Annotated in this window: 8 protein-coding genes and 1 pseudogene; 6 read left to right on the top strand and 3 right to left on the bottom strand. The window is 54.2% G+C overall.

Annotated elements, in window-relative coordinates; translation table 11 throughout:
- A partial coding sequence (locus tag C816_RS20255; protein ID WP_016324278.1) for an ABC transporter permease occupies nucleotides 1-1,187 on the top strand: 1,187 nt, incomplete at its 5' end.
- A 186-nt stretch (nucleotides 1,188-1,373) separates the two neighbouring features.
- Nucleotides 1,374-2,144: a response regulator gene (locus C816_RS20250; protein ID WP_016324277.1), complete on the top strand. Its 771-nt coding sequence runs from the start codon at nucleotides 1,374-1,376 to the stop codon at nucleotides 2,142-2,144.
- 7 nt (nucleotides 2,145-2,151) lie between these two features.
- Here C816_RS20250 and C816_RS24650 read toward each other — a convergent pair whose 3' ends face one another.
- Nucleotides 2,152-2,325 carry a hypothetical protein gene (locus tag C816_RS24650; protein ID WP_207636965.1) on the bottom strand — a complete coding sequence of 58 codons (174 nt, stop codon included), beginning with the start codon at nucleotides 2,323-2,325 and terminating at the stop codon, nucleotides 2,152-2,154.
- Nucleotides 2,326-2,623: 298 nt separating this feature from the next.
- Here C816_RS24650 and C816_RS20240 point away from each other — a divergent pair, with 298 nt between their 5' ends.
- The 4 genes from C816_RS20240 (at nucleotide 2,624) to C816_RS20230 (ending at nucleotide 7,190) form a co-directional block, all read left to right on the top strand.
- Nucleotides 2,624-3,094, top strand: coding sequence for a sigma factor-like helix-turn-helix DNA-binding protein (locus C816_RS20240; RefSeq protein WP_002578907.1), 471 nt, complete (start codon nucleotides 2,624-2,626; stop codon nucleotides 3,092-3,094).
- A gap of 501 nt (nucleotides 3,095-3,595) precedes the next feature.
- Nucleotides 3,596-3,769: a hypothetical protein gene (locus C816_RS24395; RefSeq protein WP_002578908.1), complete on the top strand. Its 174-nt coding sequence runs from the start codon at nucleotides 3,596-3,598 to the stop codon at nucleotides 3,767-3,769.
- A gap of 135 nt (nucleotides 3,770-3,904) precedes the next feature.
- Nucleotides 3,905-5,569: a recombinase family protein gene (locus tag C816_RS20235; protein WP_002578909.1), complete on the top strand. Its 1,665-nt coding sequence runs from the start codon at nucleotides 3,905-3,907 to the stop codon at nucleotides 5,567-5,569.
- Nucleotides 5,553-7,190, top strand: coding sequence for a recombinase family protein (locus C816_RS20230; RefSeq protein ID WP_016324276.1), 1,638 nt, complete (start codon nucleotides 5,553-5,555; stop codon nucleotides 7,188-7,190). Before C816_RS20235 ends, C816_RS20230 begins: the two co-directional genes overlap by 17 nt.
- A gap of 140 nt (nucleotides 7,191-7,330) precedes the next feature.
- Here the strand turns inward: C816_RS20230 and C816_RS20225 are convergent.
- Both C816_RS20225 and C816_RS22160 read right to left on the bottom strand, forming a co-directional pair.
- Nucleotides 7,331-7,738 (bottom strand): annotated as a pseudogene (locus C816_RS20225) (recombinase family protein); the annotation flags it as partial.
- Between the two features lie 51 nt (nucleotides 7,739-7,789).
- Nucleotides 7,790-15,568: a DUF6908 domain-containing protein gene (locus C816_RS22160; protein WP_016324274.1), complete on the bottom strand. Its 7,779-nt coding sequence runs from the start codon at nucleotides 15,566-15,568 to the stop codon at nucleotides 7,790-7,792.
- Nucleotides 15,569-15,576: the final 8 nt, after the last annotated feature.

Below are 15,576 nucleotides of genomic sequence, written 5' to 3'. Positions count from 1 at the left end.
CTGTTTCAATGGGAATTGCGAATTTTAAGCGTGACCGCAAAAAGACAATCTCTATTATAGCGTCTTTGAGTTTGGGTGGAATTATCCTGCTTGTGGTATCCTCCATTGTTTTGCTGCGTTCCCCAGAGGCGCTTGCAAGACAATATTTCCCGGACGGTGACTATAAAATTTATTTGGATTCTAAGTTGACGGAACAAGAAGTTATGGCAGCAGGAAATCCACTGAATGAGGAACTCAAACAGGAAATTTTGTCTATTGACGGTGTAACCGATGTGATTGCAAAAAGGCAAAGCCTTCATATAAATTATAACGTCAACGGAATTGAATATGGTGGTATGTGTGATATACTGACTGATCAAAATTATTCTAAGGTTGAAGCTTCATTGATAGAGGGCACTATGCCGACGGATACACACAGCATCCTAATTGATTCGGCAACAAGTAACCGTGAACATATAGGTGTCGGAGAAACAGCTGAACTTATCTCCGGGAAATCAACCATTCCGGTTACTATATCCGGGGTGTTTAACAATAATCTGGATAATGGACATGGAACACATCACTTTGACGGTGTATTGGAATTTGCACCGGAAGCATTGTTCCATGAGCTGCACCCGGAAATCACCTCTTTCGATTATTCATGGAGCATTGTAAGTGATCCCCAAAAAGCGGATCATGTGAGGGATGAATTAAAAAATATTATATCCGCTCATACGGATATTGCATTAGATGATATTAACACTGTAATTGAGTATGAAAAAAATATAAATTCTTTTGTATTTGGCAGTATGGAGGTACTTTCATGGCTGGTATTCCTCTTTGGCGTTATCAACCTAATTAACACGACCCTCTCTAATCAAATGTCCAGAAAACAGGAAAACAGTGTTTTGCGTTCCATCGGACTGACCCAAAAGCAGCTATGTAAAATGAATATCTGCGAGGGGCTGTGCTATGCATTCTTTGCAACATTGGCGACGCTGATCGTTGGGCTTCCGGCTTCCATCTTTGCTTGCAGCAAATTTAGTGTAGGAGCTTTTGCCGGAAAAGTAGTGCCTTACAAATTCCCGGTTTTGGAAATGGGTCTGTTCATTCTGGTATTGTTCGGAATGGAGCTGATTTTGTCTGTATGGACAGTCCGCAGACAGAAAAAACAATCTCTGATTGAACAAATGCGGGCGATGGAATAATAGTATGGGATCGGCGGGGCGGCGTGTGCTGCTCCGCCTTTTTCGTCTTTTCTCAAAAAAATTTTTGAAATGTCCGAGCGTTGTAACAATTCAGCCTGTTTTTTTTCAAAATCAAAGGCACCTCGGACATTTGTGTAACATTTGTAGTTTATGCTTGTGGTAAATCAATATTGGGGGTGAGGACACATGAAAAAGATACTGCTGATCGACGACAGCGACACCTATACATGGTGTCTGCAAAAATACTTACAGCACCGGGGCTACCCGGTGAAAACGGCTTGTACACTGAAAGAAGCGCGGGCCGCCATCCAAGAGGAAATGCCGCTGGTGGTCTGCTGTAATCTCGACCTGCCGGACGGTTCCGGCATGGACTTTCTGGACGAGGTGCGGGCCGCAGATAAGGAGCTGCCTTTTATTCTGGCGTCCTGCTATGACAAGGACGACTACGAACAAGAGGCTATGCGCCGGGGCGCGACGCTGTGCATGGACAAAATGAAAGGACTGCTGCTGCAAGATAAGCTGGTGGAATACGCCTACCGGCAGTTATCCGGCGAACCAGATTCAACTTTTCATAAGCTGCTCTTTGTCCATGCGGAAGATACCAGCGCCGGAGTGCTGCGGGCTGCTATGCTGCAAAAGGGCCTTGACCTGATTCTGGTTTCCTCGATTGGGGAGGCCAAGTGCCGGATTTTTGAGGATGAGGAAATAGACCTGATCTTGTGCGATCTGGAACTGCCGGATGGCACAGCAATGGAGCTGTTTCATACGCTGCGGCGGGTGGCAGGGATGTTCCAAATGAAGAATCCCCCTGTCCGGCTTCTGCCGTTCTTTATCCTCACCGAGAACAACGACCTTGCCACGGAATATGAATACCGGCATGAGGGCGTGAACGACTATATAACCGCCCCGGTAAATATCCCGGAGCTGGCCCGGCGGGTTCTGTTCTTTGTGGAATGAAACGAGCCTACATATCCAAACATCTGCCTCCACAGCGGGGAAAAGAAAAAAACCGCTGACGGGCAGAGGATTTCTTGCGCTTTCCTGTATCATTGACGGATACGGCGGTTTTGAGTAGATCAAGGCCGCCGTTTCTTTTTGCTAAAAAGCAGACCTCCAGATGACCCTCAGCAATCAGCATGGGCGGTGTATAGGAGGATACCGCCATGTCTGCAATATTCATTTGTAATAGCTATGACATATATCAATTAAAAAAAGCATAGGCCCTCCTCCGGGATATTATAGTTATCTATCAGTATTATCAATCCATATAAATCAGCATAATCATGGTGTTTTTTGTTGCGCCAGTTTCTCATTGCGAGAAGCTGGCGTTTCTTATTGTCGATTTTTAGGAAAACCTCCCGATGTGTACCGCTGCCGGTCCCCACCTCCATTCGATTCACCCGTCAACCACGCCTGAATCGAAATGGAGGAAAACTATGGGATTTCACTATGGATATGAGAAAAGGAAGTTTGATGCAGAATGGACCCGGCTGGAACAGGAATACCGCGCAGCCGGTATGGACGATAGGCAGATCGCGGCCATGAAGGAATATGACTGGACCTGGTTTTGCAGCCAGCGGACCTATCAGAACCGCGTACAGGCCCTTCCCAGCGAACAGTGTGAGGACGAGAGCGAGCAGTCCTGCCTGTTCCGAAAATTTGAATCCCTGTCCTGCACCTGGGACACCGGCGATGTGGATTCCCGGCGGTTTGGCTGGCTGTCCTCCCTGGAGGATGAACTGCTGTACCGGCGGCTCTGCAAATTGCCGGAGGACGATCTGGAACTGCTGACCCTGCTCATTGTGGACGGATACCGGCAGGCCGATGTCGCAAGGCTGTGGAACTGTTCCCGGAGTGCAATCACACAGCGAATAAATAAAATCAAGATTTTTTTGAAAAAGGCTTAACAAATCGCCTTTCCCAATGCCTACACATTGAAGGGACAAGTCCTCTTGCCCCTCATTGCAGCTTGACAACTGAATATACGGCATAACAGGTACATAACCCGTATCGAAGCGGAAAAGGCGCGCCGCCAGGACGGTTGCTTGCAGGAGGTGATGACAGACAGGCAATCCGAGCGATCTACGTCCAGCCTTAAACCCGGAGATGGCGTTCCGGGCGCGATGATGGTGCGGGGGCTTAAAGATACTTCCTCACGGCCCGCCAAAGACTTGGGGGGAACCCTGCGGCGCACGAGTAAAACGGCACTGCGGAGTTATGACAGCTCTGCCGGGAGCGGCCTGTTATGTCCCCATCGTCAGGGGGCGTGGCAAATATGACGAACCATCCAAACAGAATTGCAGCAGCCGTACCGGACGGTATCCAGCGGCAACCGCCGCCCTTATCTTTCGATACGGCTGCTTTTTAACCATAGAGTAAAAACAATTTTTGAACGGAGGTGCGTCTTTATGACCAAACAGACAACCCCGACAAGCTCCTACAAAGAGGTGCGGATCGGGAAAACCATTTATCGCGTCACCAGCTTTTTTTCGGGAGAAAAGGACCTGGGAAAGACGCTGGAACAGCTGGCAGTCAGACGCGCCATGTCGGAAGCCATTCCAGCTGCCAGCGGTTCCAAATAACAGAAAGCCTCGCGGCCTGCCGTATCATTGCGCGGCGGTGGATTCTCCGGTAAGATATTCATGCAGGGTAAAACCTGCGGAGCCATTTTGCCGCACGAGGTATGGATTCTGAGATGGTCGGGAGGTAAAACAAAGATGATGGATACAACATACAACGTGGGCATCTACTGCCGGTTAAGTAACGACGATGAACGTGATGGGGAATCGGTCAGCATTGAGAACCAGAAATTGCTGCTTCAAAACTATGTCAGGCAGCGCGGCTGGAATGAGGTCGATGTCTATATCGACGACGGATACTCCGGCACGAACTTCAACCGCCCAGGCGTCAGGCGGTTAATCGAGGACGCAAAGGCCAAGCGGATCAATGTGATTCTGGTGAAGGACCTTTCCCGTTTTGGCCGCAACTACATCGAATTTGGGCAATATACGGATTACCTGTTCCCCTCTCTTGGATGCCGGTTCATCGCGCTGAACAACGGCATTGACACCATGAGTGACAACGGAAGCACCGATGTCATGTGCTTTTTGAACTTATTTAATGAGTTTTACAGCCGGGACACCAGCAAGAAGGTCAAGGCGGTCAAGAGGGCCTGTGCCGAAAACGGAAAATTCATGGGAACCTACCCCGCCTATGGCTACCGGCGCGACCCGCTGGATAAGCACCATCTGGTGATTGACGAGGAAACCGCGCCGGTTGTCCGCCGTATCTTTGAGATGCGGGCATCAGGCATGGGATTTCACGCCATCGCGGTGGCGCTCAATGAAGAAGGGATTCAGCCGCCCGGTGTGCTGTACTACCAGCGCAAGGGCCAGAGCGACCCCCGCAGGGTCAACCACAAGTGGGCCGACCAGACGGTAAAAAACATGGTCCGCAACGAGGTCTACATCGGGAACATGGTACAGGGCAAAAGCGGCACACTCTCCTATAAATCCCGCAAGCTCGTCAATAAATCGGAGGACGAGTGGATTCGGGTGGAGGGGACCCACGAGGCCATTATTTCGCGGGAACTGTGGGATACCGTAGCCAGTATCGGCAAAAAGAAGGTGCGGAAAAGCGCCCCGTCCGATGGCTGCAAGAGCATCTTCACCGGACTTGTGTACTGCGCCGACTGCGGTTTCAAAATGCGGAACCACATCGAAAAATTCACCTATAAGGATGGCAGGCCGGGACGGTACAGCTCTTTCATCTGCGGCAACTACTCCCGCAGCGGAAGGGGCGCGTGTACCATCCACACCATCTATGAAACGGTGCTGACCCAGCTGGTATTGGAGGACATCCGGGAAAAGGCCCGCTTTGCGGAATATGACCCGGACCGGCTGATGGGCGAGATTCTCCGGCTGAAGGAGAAGGAATCCCACACCCGGCTTTTCTCCTATGAGCAGGAATTAAAATCCTCCTTAGCCCGTATTTCCGATTTGGAGCGCCTGATGCAGAATCTCTACGAGGACAAATGCACCGGCTCCATCCCGCAGACGGTATTTCAGACCCTGATGCAGAAATATGAAGCGGAACGGGCAGAAAAGGCGGAGGCAGTCCCGGAACTGGAAAGGAAAGTCCGGGCGCACCTGGAAAACCAGGTGGATACCGACCGCTGGCTGGAAATTATCCGGCGCTATACCGAAATCTCGGAACTGGACGAAACCATTCTCTTTGAACTGGTAGACCGGATCGAGGTTGGCGATACCCAGAAGGTCAACGGGCAGCGGATTTGTGAGGTCAAGGTCTACTACCGCTATGTCGGGAATGTGGACGGGGCGCTGGCACAGGAAAGGGGGCAGGATTATGGCGAAGCAATATAAAGTCGGTATCTACTGCCGCCTGAGTGTGGATGACGCCTCCAATTCCGCAAAAGCGAAGGGCTATATCCCCAGCGATGAATCGGTGAGCATTGAGAACCAATATGAAATCCTCTCCAAATTCGTCATGCTCAACGGCTGGATCGAGGTCAAGACCTATCAGGACGATGGGTACAGCGGCGGCAATTTTCAGCGGCCCGGATTTTTGGAAATGCTGGAGGACGCAAGGCATGGCCTGATTAACCTGATTCTGGTAAAGGACCTTTCCCGTTTAGGCAGGGATTTTGTGGAGGTGGGCCGTTATACGGATGTCATTTTCCCCTCCCTCGGATGCCGGTTCGTATCGGTTCTGGACTGCCTGGACAGCGAGGGGGACAACACCGATATGCTGCACTTCCGCAGTCTGATGAATGACTACCATCTCAAGGACCTGTCCAGCAAGGTCAAGTCGGTGCTTCATGCCAAGAAGAAAAGCGGCCAGTATCTTGCCGCCTACGCTCCCTACGGATACCGCAAGAGCGAGGAGGACAGACACAAGCTGGTCATTGACGGGGAATCCGCCGCTGTTGTGCGGCAGATATTCCAGATGCGTCAGTCCGGCATGGCCTATGGGAAAATCGCTGCTGCTTTGAATGAGAAAGGGATTCTCCCTCCCCGCTGGTACTGGGCGGTCCATTACGGAAATGGCAGCTGCAAGTATTCCCGGTTGTGGGCTTACGCAACCGTCCGAAGCCTTCTGAACGATGATGTTTATGCCGGTACGCTCACACAGAATTGCACCGGTTCCCGTTCCTATAAGGATAAGACCATGATAAGGAAACCGGAATCGGAATGGATTTCCCATGAGGGCGCGCACGAGGCAATTATCGGGCCGGAGCTGTGGGAGGCTGTCCAGAAAATCAATCAGGCGGCGAAACAGATTTCCGCTAACAATACGCCGCCCCAAGCATCTCTGTTTACCGGAAAGCTGGTCTGCGCGGACTGCGGGCATCCTCTGGTTGCCGCCCGCGAAACACAGCGCCGGAAAAATGGCACTGTCAAGCACTATACTTCTTATTTCTGCTCCCGGTTTGCCACTACCGGGCACAGCATCTGCTCCTGGCACCGGATTTTTGAGATCAGCTTGAAAAACCTGGTGCTGAGTGAAATCCGGGCGCATGGAAAAGCGGTAGCAGCCGATGAAGCTGCTGTACTGGATAAGCTGAAACAGCATATACAATCCGCAAGCGCCGCACAACCGGAGGACAGCCGACAGGAAATCAGCCGTTTGCGGCGGCGTTTGGAGGAGCTGGAAGGGATAACCGCAAAACTTTATGAAGATAAGGTGAGCGGGGCAATCAGCGGCGATTCCTTCTCGGTTCTGATTCAAAAGAACGAGCAGGAACGCATCCAGAAATCGGAACGCGTGGACAGTCTGTTAGCCGGGGAACGAAAAGCCCAGCAGGACATCGCCAATATCCACCAGTGGGCCGGAACCATACGGCAGTATCTGGACTTGCAGGAACTGAACCGGGAAATCATTGAAGAACTGATTGACCGCATTGAAGTTGGAGAACGAACCATCATAGACGGTCAAAGACACCAGGACATTAAAATCTACTACCGTTTTGTTGGGCTGGTGTGATCGGGCAAAAAAAGCACCTGACCGCATCAGCAGCCAGACGGAAACATTCTGTAACAGCAGCGATATTTGATTGTTGCACACTGATTTGTCGAATTGGAGAGAAATTAGCAGTTTACCCCTCCCAAATGCCTCGTGTTCTTCATTATATTCAAAAACGGGGCAAAATCGTTCTCAGAGGTGCTATTACTGTCAATGCCGTTGTTTATGGCAATAAAGCGCACATCTTTCTGAGGGAGCAGGATTTCCGTATAAAATCCTACTTGCAGGTAATTTCTTCCAAACCTGCTCATGTCTTTTACGATAATCGTGCCGATGTTCCCGGCCTCCGCTTCGGCTATCATTTCCATGAAGCCAGGACGGTTGAAATTAACTCCAGAATAACCGTCATCCGTAAAATGGCGAATGGCGGTGAAGCCATTTTTACGGGCGTAATCCTCCAGATATTTCTTTTGATTGGTGATTGAATTTGACTCCCCAACCAGGTCATCATCTCTTGAAAGGCGCTCGTAAAGGGCTGTAATCCTCGCTTTTCCTGCCTTTTTTGACATTTTTTACACCTCCGTTTCTGTATGTAGATTTTCAGTTTAGAGAAGTTAGTTTTACCGTCTGGAAAAAGTATATCCCTCCGGCTTCAGCTCCATAGCCGTGACCTTCTCGCCAAAATCCGCCGCCCAGTTGTCAAAATGGCGGTGTCCGTTTTCCACCAGCGTGTCGAACTGGAGGTAGCGCATCATGGTATATAACTCTACCATACTGTTGGAGATCGGGGTCCCCGTGGCGAAAGTAATACCACGCCCGCCGGTGATTTCGTCCATGTAGCGGCATTTGCCGTACATATCGCTGGACTTCTGCGCGTCCGTTTGAGCAATGCCCGCCACACGGCTCATTTTGGTGTGGAGGAACAAATTTTTGAACGAATGTGCTTCATCCACAAACAGACGGTCTACGCCCAGTTCCTCAAACGTCACCACATTGTCCTTTTTCTCCTTCGCCGCCAGCTTTTCCAGTTTAGCCTCCAGATTTTTCTTGGTTTTTTCCATCTGCTTGACGGTAAAGTGGTCGCCATCTTCCTCTTTCGCGCTCTCAATCGCGGTTATAATTTCGTCAATCTGGTCCCGGATGACGGCGCTCTGCCGTTCGGGAGAGAGAGGAATCTTCTCAAACTGGCTGTGGCCGATGATAACAGCGTCATAGTCTCCGGTGGCGATCCGGGCGCAGAACTTCTTGCGGCGGTGGGGTTCAAAGTCCTTCTTGGTGGCCACCAGCACCTTCGCGCCGGGATACAGGCGCAAAAAATCGCCGCCCCACTGTTCCGTCAGGTGGTTAGGGACGACGAATAGGGATTTCTGGCACAGGCCCAGGCGTTTGCTCTCCATGGCGGCGGCAACCATTTCAAAGGTCTTGCCCGCGCCGACACAGTGAGCCAGCAGCGTATTCTTGCCATAGAGGATATGGGCCACGGCGTTTTGCTGGTGGGGCCGCAGTGAAATTTCCGGGTTCATGCCCGCAAAGCGGATATGGGAGCCGTCGTACTCACGGGGCCGGGTCGCGTTGAAGATCGAATTGTACCTCCGGCACAGCGCCTCCCGGCGCTCCGGGTCCTTGAAAATCCACTCCTTGAACGCCTCGCAGATCGCCTCCTGCTTCTGCTGGGCAAACGTGGTTTCTTCCTCGTTGAGAACGCGGGTTTCCTCGCCGCCTATCCATTTTTTATCGAATACCCGCACGTCCCGCTGGTTCAGCGCGGCCTCAAAAAGCTCATAGGCGTTGACGCGCTTGGTGCCGTAGGTAGTGTGGACACGGACATTATCCCGGCTGTCCTCGTTCTTTCCTTGGACCCGCCACTCGCCGGAGGAATCGGAATAACGGAGCTGAATCTTCTTCTCACGCAGACGTTCCGATGTTCCCAGCAGCTCAAACATGAACTGCTGGTAAATCTCCGGGTCAATCCAGGACGCGCCCACCCGGACGCTGATCTCCGTGGCGGTCAGGTCCTTGGGCTGTACCTGTTCCAGCTTCTCCACGTTGACGGCGAACTGCGGGTTATCCTCTGCGGCGGCACGGGCCTGAGCCAGTTTCACCCGGACATTGCCGGAGAGGTATTCGTCCGCCGCCTGCCAGCCCCGTGACCAGTTTTCGCCGCCCCCGGCAAAATCAAAGGGGCCGGTGGCGGGGTCCTTGAAGATAATGCCCTTCAAATCCTCCACGATCTGCGGAATTTTCTCAGGTCCGCCCATCAGCCCCGCCATATACTCCAGGTCCACGCGGGCCTTCTCGCCAATGGATACCGCCAGGGCCTCCACCGCCGTGTCCACGCTGGTGACGGCCTGCCGGTTCTGGATGGTGCGCTTGGTGAACATATCCGCCTTGCGCTCCAAATTTCCTTCATCGTCCAGCACTTCCAGGGAACACAGAAGCGGGTAGGAGGAATCCTGTTCAAAGGCCCTCCTGTTGCCCAGGCTGCTCAACAGGCCGTGTTTTTTCGTGAAAGCGTCATAAAAGCGGTTGAGCTTGGCCTGCTCCGCCTTGATTACATCGTCCCCGGCGTTTTCCAACTGCAAATCAATGAGCTTCCGGGCACAGTCCCGAATGGCGATCATGCCCATGGCCCGTTCCGTGGGGGTCTTGCCCAAGTCCACGGACTTCATGCGGGAATTTTCGCGGAAATACAGCTTTCCATCCGAGAGCGCGTAGCTGAAATTCCGCACAGAGGGATCGGCGGGAATGGATTCCAGCTCCCCCTCCTGTTCCGGTTCAATCTCCAGCAGCTCCCGGTCAGGCGGGGCAAGGTTCTGAATGGCCCCGGCAAGCTGCCGGGAGAGGTCCGCCCCGGCAATGGGCGCAACGGTGTAATCCTGCCTGCCGTACTGCGTATTCTCCGAGGTGGCCGTGCCCAGCACCATATCCGGGTGTTCCAGAAAATAGCTGTTGATCTTGAATCCATCTTCATTTTCACCCACCTGCACCCATCCCGGCTGCTCAATGGCGGGGCGGTCCCGCTTTTGCAGGAAAATAATATCGGACACCACTTCGGTCCCGGCGTTGGCCTTGAAAGCGTTGTTGGGCAGACGGATCGCGCCCAGCAGGTCAGCCCGCTCCGCCAGATACTTCCGCACGGTGGAATCCTTGGAATCCATGGTGTAGCGGCTGGTGACAAAGGCCACGATGCCGCCCGGACGTACCTGGTCCAGCGCCTTGGCAAAGAAATAGTTGTGAATGTTGAAGCCCAGCTTGTTATAGGCGGGGTCGTTGACGTGGTACTGACCAAAGGGCACGTTGCCCATGGCCAGATCATAGAAGTCCTTCCGGTCTGTCTGTTCAAAACCGGCAAGGGTAATATCGGCGTTCTGATAAAGCTGTCGGGCAATGCGCCCGGTCAGATCGTCCAGCTCTACGCCGTACAGCTTCGCCGACGCCAGAGAATCCGGCAGGAGGCCGAAAAAGTTGCCGATGCCCATGGACGGTTCCAGCACGGTCCCCGGCTGGAAATTCATATTCTCCACCGCCTGATACATGGCCTTGATGACCGTGGGGCTGGTATAGTGGGCGTTGAGGACCGTGGCACAGGCGGATTTGTATTCCTCCGGGGTCAGCAGTTCCTTCAGCTCGGCGTATTCTTTCGCCCACTTGGGGTCATTCTGGTCAAACGCCCCGGCAATGCCGCCCCAGCCAACATAGCGGGAGAGAATCTCCTGTTCTTCCGGCGTGGCAAGGCGGCTCTCCGCCTCGATCTGCTTCAAGGTACGGATAGCCGCCACATTGTACTGATATTTCGTTTTTTCGCCGCCAACACCCAGGTTATCATCGGTGATCTGGAAATTATGACGTTCCCGGCGCGGCTGGCGGGAAGCTGGCGGAGGGGGCGGAACCACCTGCCCACCGTCAATCTCCACCTGTTCCGGCTCCGGTTCGGGGGGAGGCGGGGGAGGTACGGAATCATCCACGCCCAAAACGGCGGCGCGTGCTTTGGCAACAAGGTCCCGCACGGCTTGGATGGACCGCTGGAGATAGGAATAGGCCGTATCCAGAATTTTCAGGCGGACAACATCATGCTCCGCGTCTATGCTGTGGATTTTTACGCGCTGTCCGTTCACCGTCAGTTCCATGCCTATGGGGATTTCATCAGCGGCCTCCATCCGTTGACGGTGTGCCGCCACCTCCGCAATGGTGTATTCCTCTCTTCGCTGGGCTTCCTCTATAAATTCCCGGACAAAGGGAATCGGCTCTGAGCGGAAAATGGGAAACCAGCCCTTCATATCCAAGTCCAGCAGACTGACGGTCCCCGCCTGGAAGTCCACGCTGTCGATCTTCATGCGCCGCCCGTCCATGGTCAGCTCCATGCCCAGGGGGATGAACTCCGCCGCGCTCCGCTCCTTGATGATCTCATAGGGCGCGTCCGGGCCGCGTTCGGGGTCGGGCTGGGCCAGAACCACACTATGACCATGTTCCAGCAGGTCCGTCAATGCGGACTGCCAGCCCAGGGAGGTTCCGGTGACAAAGGTGCTGCCCAGGCCGGGAATATCCCGCGTCAGCAGGTCCTTCCCCATGGCGGGGGCCGCTGCTTCGGCGTCCTTCCCGTAGAACAGCATATAGTCCCCCACTTGGACGCCAACGAGCTTGTCCGGGTATCGGGCCTTCAAGTCCAGATATTCGTCAACATTGGGCGTGAGATTGGGTTCAGACTGGACAGCGGCAGGGGTTTCCGGCTGCTCCGGCGCACCTACCCCGGTTGGTTCCGGCACTGTCTCCGGCGCGGGGGGTATCTCTACACCGGCCTCCGCTTGTTCCGGCTCCGAACGGTCCGCAGCGGGGACAGCCCGCGCCCAATCCGGTGCGTCCGGGCTGTCGGCATACCGTTCCGGCGCAAGGCGCGGGTCCGTAATCACGTCCTGATAACGGCGCTCCATGAGGTCCTCTACCAGCCACTCCCGGAACATCGGGAGAGAATGGAACGCGGCAAGAATGTCGGGATAAGCCCTCGCCGCCTCCATGAGATCGGGCATTTCAGCATTCAGCGTGTCCGCCGCTTCATTGTAATCCAGATCACGGTCCCGCAGATATTGGGAAAGGCTGCTGTTCCCGATTGCCCGGTCCAGTATTTTCAATGCCGTTTCATAGAGCGTAACCGGAGTGACCACCCACTCTGCGGAAGTCTCCGGGGGAACCGCCCGCCCGGTGACGCGGTGGATATTCGCCAGATAATTCTCCGCGCTGCCCCGCTCTACGAATTGGAGCGTTTGGGTTCCTTCCGCATAGAAGCGTTCCAGTGCATTGTCATAAATACCAAAGGGGCCGTTTCCCCAAAGGCGGACAATTTCAAACCGTTCCGGGGAATCCATAGAGACGGGTGCTTTTGCGGCCTGCTCCGGCTGGGACTGGGAGATTGTGGAATAGGTTTCGCTGATAATCTCCTGATGGAGCCGGTTACGGAAAGCGGTATTATCATAATACTGCTTCAACAGCGGTGTCTCATTGATCGCCAGCACCGCCCGCTTGATTGCCTCGTTACCCTCCAAACGGGCAAGGTCCTGGTCGGAATTGGCGCAGGCGTTTTGATACGCCGTATCCGCCAGAACCATATTTTTGACTATGGGCGTGTAATGCTCATATATCTGCCTGACAGTAGGATTATCGCCTAAACTGTCATTTTCCACCGCCCTGCCGTCCTGGTCAAAGGTCAGGCGCACGTCCTCGCCGTCCCGGACCATGACGGCCTCCCGCTTGTGGTAGCCCTGCTCACTGATATTCTTCAGCCATTGTTGGGCAAAGGTGTTCAAATCCCGGTGCAGCTTGGGAATCCACTTACCGGGTTCCGGGTAGACCTCCTGATAAATCTGAATAGAGCCGTCCTGCCGGAAGGTCAGCGGTTCCATGGTTCCCTTCTCCCGGTCCACCCGGAAGGTCATTTCCGGGTCGCGCATGAAGTCGCCGTTCTGCGTATAGGTATGGCTGACGGCGATCACGTCCGTGTCAATCCATTCCAGGTGGAGGGGCATCATAGCCCCGCCGTCCTCGCCTGCCTCCATGCGCAGATAGCGGTACTCACCGCTGGCGATTTCCGGGAACAGCTTCACAAAATTGCGGTAATTCAGCTCCACCTTGGTCCGTCCGGGCTTTTGGGGCTTGGTAGTGGCGTAACTTGCCGCCACCGCCTTTTCCAGTTCCGCCCTCAGTTTTGCGATCAGATTTTCAACCGCGTCCCGGTCCGCCGCCGGGAAGCTGAATGTAACTTCGCCGTTCTCATGGTTAAACTGCGCGGCACTGATTTCATTGGTCTGCATGAGCCTTGCCAGAAGCGGCGCTTCTTCCGCAGTTACCGTGGTCTGATAGTTGCGCTCGGCAACGGTAGTTTTCCAGCCCTGTTCACCGCTGTCTTGAATCGCCTGTTCCTGCCGGGAGAGCAAGGTGCTGGACCGACGCTCCCCGGTCTGCGCCTCAACGGGCGCAAGGGTCACAGAATGAAATTCCCGCAGCTTTTCAACATACTGCTCCACCGCATGGGCGGGGATGCCGCACATCTCCACACGCCCGACACCGGCGATGGGCCGGGTAGTCAGGCTGAGGTCCAGCAGGGCAGCGGCGGTTTTGGCATCCTCACCGAACATCTCAAAGAAATCGCCCACTTGAAACAGCACGATATTGTGGGGATTTGCCTCTTTGATCTCCTTGTAGCCATCCCACCACGGAGAGCGGGAGGTTTCCTCATGCTCTGCCGCCTGGGGAGGGGCAGAGGGTTCCGGTTCCAGCGGGGCGGGCGCTGCCGGGGAGAACAAGCTGAATTGGCCGCTCTGGTCCTCCTGGGCCGGGGTGCGCCGCTTGTTCGCCAGGGCACGGGCCGCAGCCGCCAGCCGGTCCCCGGAAGCAGGCGGGGCCTCGGAAGTTGTGCGTTGGGGCGCGGGGGCTTTTCGCTTGACCTCTTTTGCCACCTGCTTCTTCTGGCGCTCCGCCTGCAAAACAGCTTCCGGCAGAGGTTCATACAGAGAATATTCACCCCGCGTGAACGTCTCCATATCCCGCAGGGCGGGGATCATCCGCCGGTACTCCGGGCTGTCCGGGGAAACAGCAGCCATAATGGTGAACATTTCGCCGTACAGTTTAGAGTGTTTTTTGGAATCATCAGCTTCCAGAATGGCCCGGATTTTCTTCACGGCGGCGTCCATATCATTGCTGGGGGGATTGGTTCGGTTGGGGTCCATACTGTAAAAATGATAAATCCTCCGGGCAAGGGTTACTTTCTCATAGGCCGGAAGGTACGCCTTTTCCTGATCGTTGAGGTACTGCCCGCTGTCAATCAAGGCTCGGACACGCTTTTGCACCTGGTTCCAGTTCAGCGTGACCGTATCATAGCCCTTATAGCCGGATTCCTCATCCGAACGGGTGAAACGGATTCCCTTGGTGCCATAGTTCTCGTCATAGCCGGTATAGCAGCGTCCACCTTCGCCATAGCTGCTTTTCAGAAAATCAGCGCACTCTTTGGCGTTGTGGCCCTGGACAAAATAGGAGTATATTTGCAGCTTGCTCTCGGCAATGCTGGGGCCTCCGGTCAGCAGGCGGGTGATCTCGTCCTCCGTGATGAAGCTGGCCTTTGCCGGGGCGAACCCCTCTACCGCCTTATATTGCTCTTTTACCGCAGATAAACGGTCGATACTTGTGAGCAGGTAAACCGGGTCATGAATTTTATGAAAGCGCAGGAGGTTCGAGTTAAATCTGTACTTATCCAGAAATGCGTCCACTTCCCGCCAAATTTGCTGCCGGTGAACCGGGAGCTTCAGCAGTTCAGAAATCTCCTTTGTATCGTCCGGGAAACCTTTACCCAAGAAGTGCTGAGAAATGATGGGCATAAGGTTCAGTTCCTTTGCACTGTCGCTGAAATCCTGGCGGAGATACCACAGTTTCTCCGCCAGTTCCCGCACTTCGTTGTCGGGAGCTGCGTCAATTTTATCCTGCGTAGCAAATGTTCCATCCCGCAGGAGGTTGGAGGTCATAGCGGCGGCGCTCACCCAGGATATGAGTGTGCTGCCAGGGCCAAATGCAGACCGTCCCGGCGCGATGCGGAAGCCCTCGCTGTTAAACCACAGAGAATATTCCTGCCCGCCAATGGTAACGCCCTTGCCGCCCTCCCCAAACTCCTTTTTCATAAAAGAGGCAGCATCGGAGCCGGTGGGACCCTTCTGGAAAAATGCTACAATACGCTCAATGCTGTGCTTCTCGTTGCCGCCGCAGGTGAGGGTGCGGCCAATGACCGCAGACTGCACCTGACCGGAAGGAGTAGACGTATGCTGCTGGGTTGTCCGCCGGTCCTCCTCCTGGGCTTCGGCAATACTTTCAATCTGTTCCTCCACCGTGGGGAACAGGGAGAACAGCGAGAGGTCCGGCAACCCAGGGG

The organism is Oscillibacter sp. 1-3 (assembly GCF_000403435.2).
GTDB lineage: Bacteria > Bacillota > Clostridia > Oscillospirales > Oscillospiraceae > Oscillibacter.
Note: the sequence above shows the minus strand (reverse complement) of the source record. Positions and strands in the feature narration are given on the sequence as shown.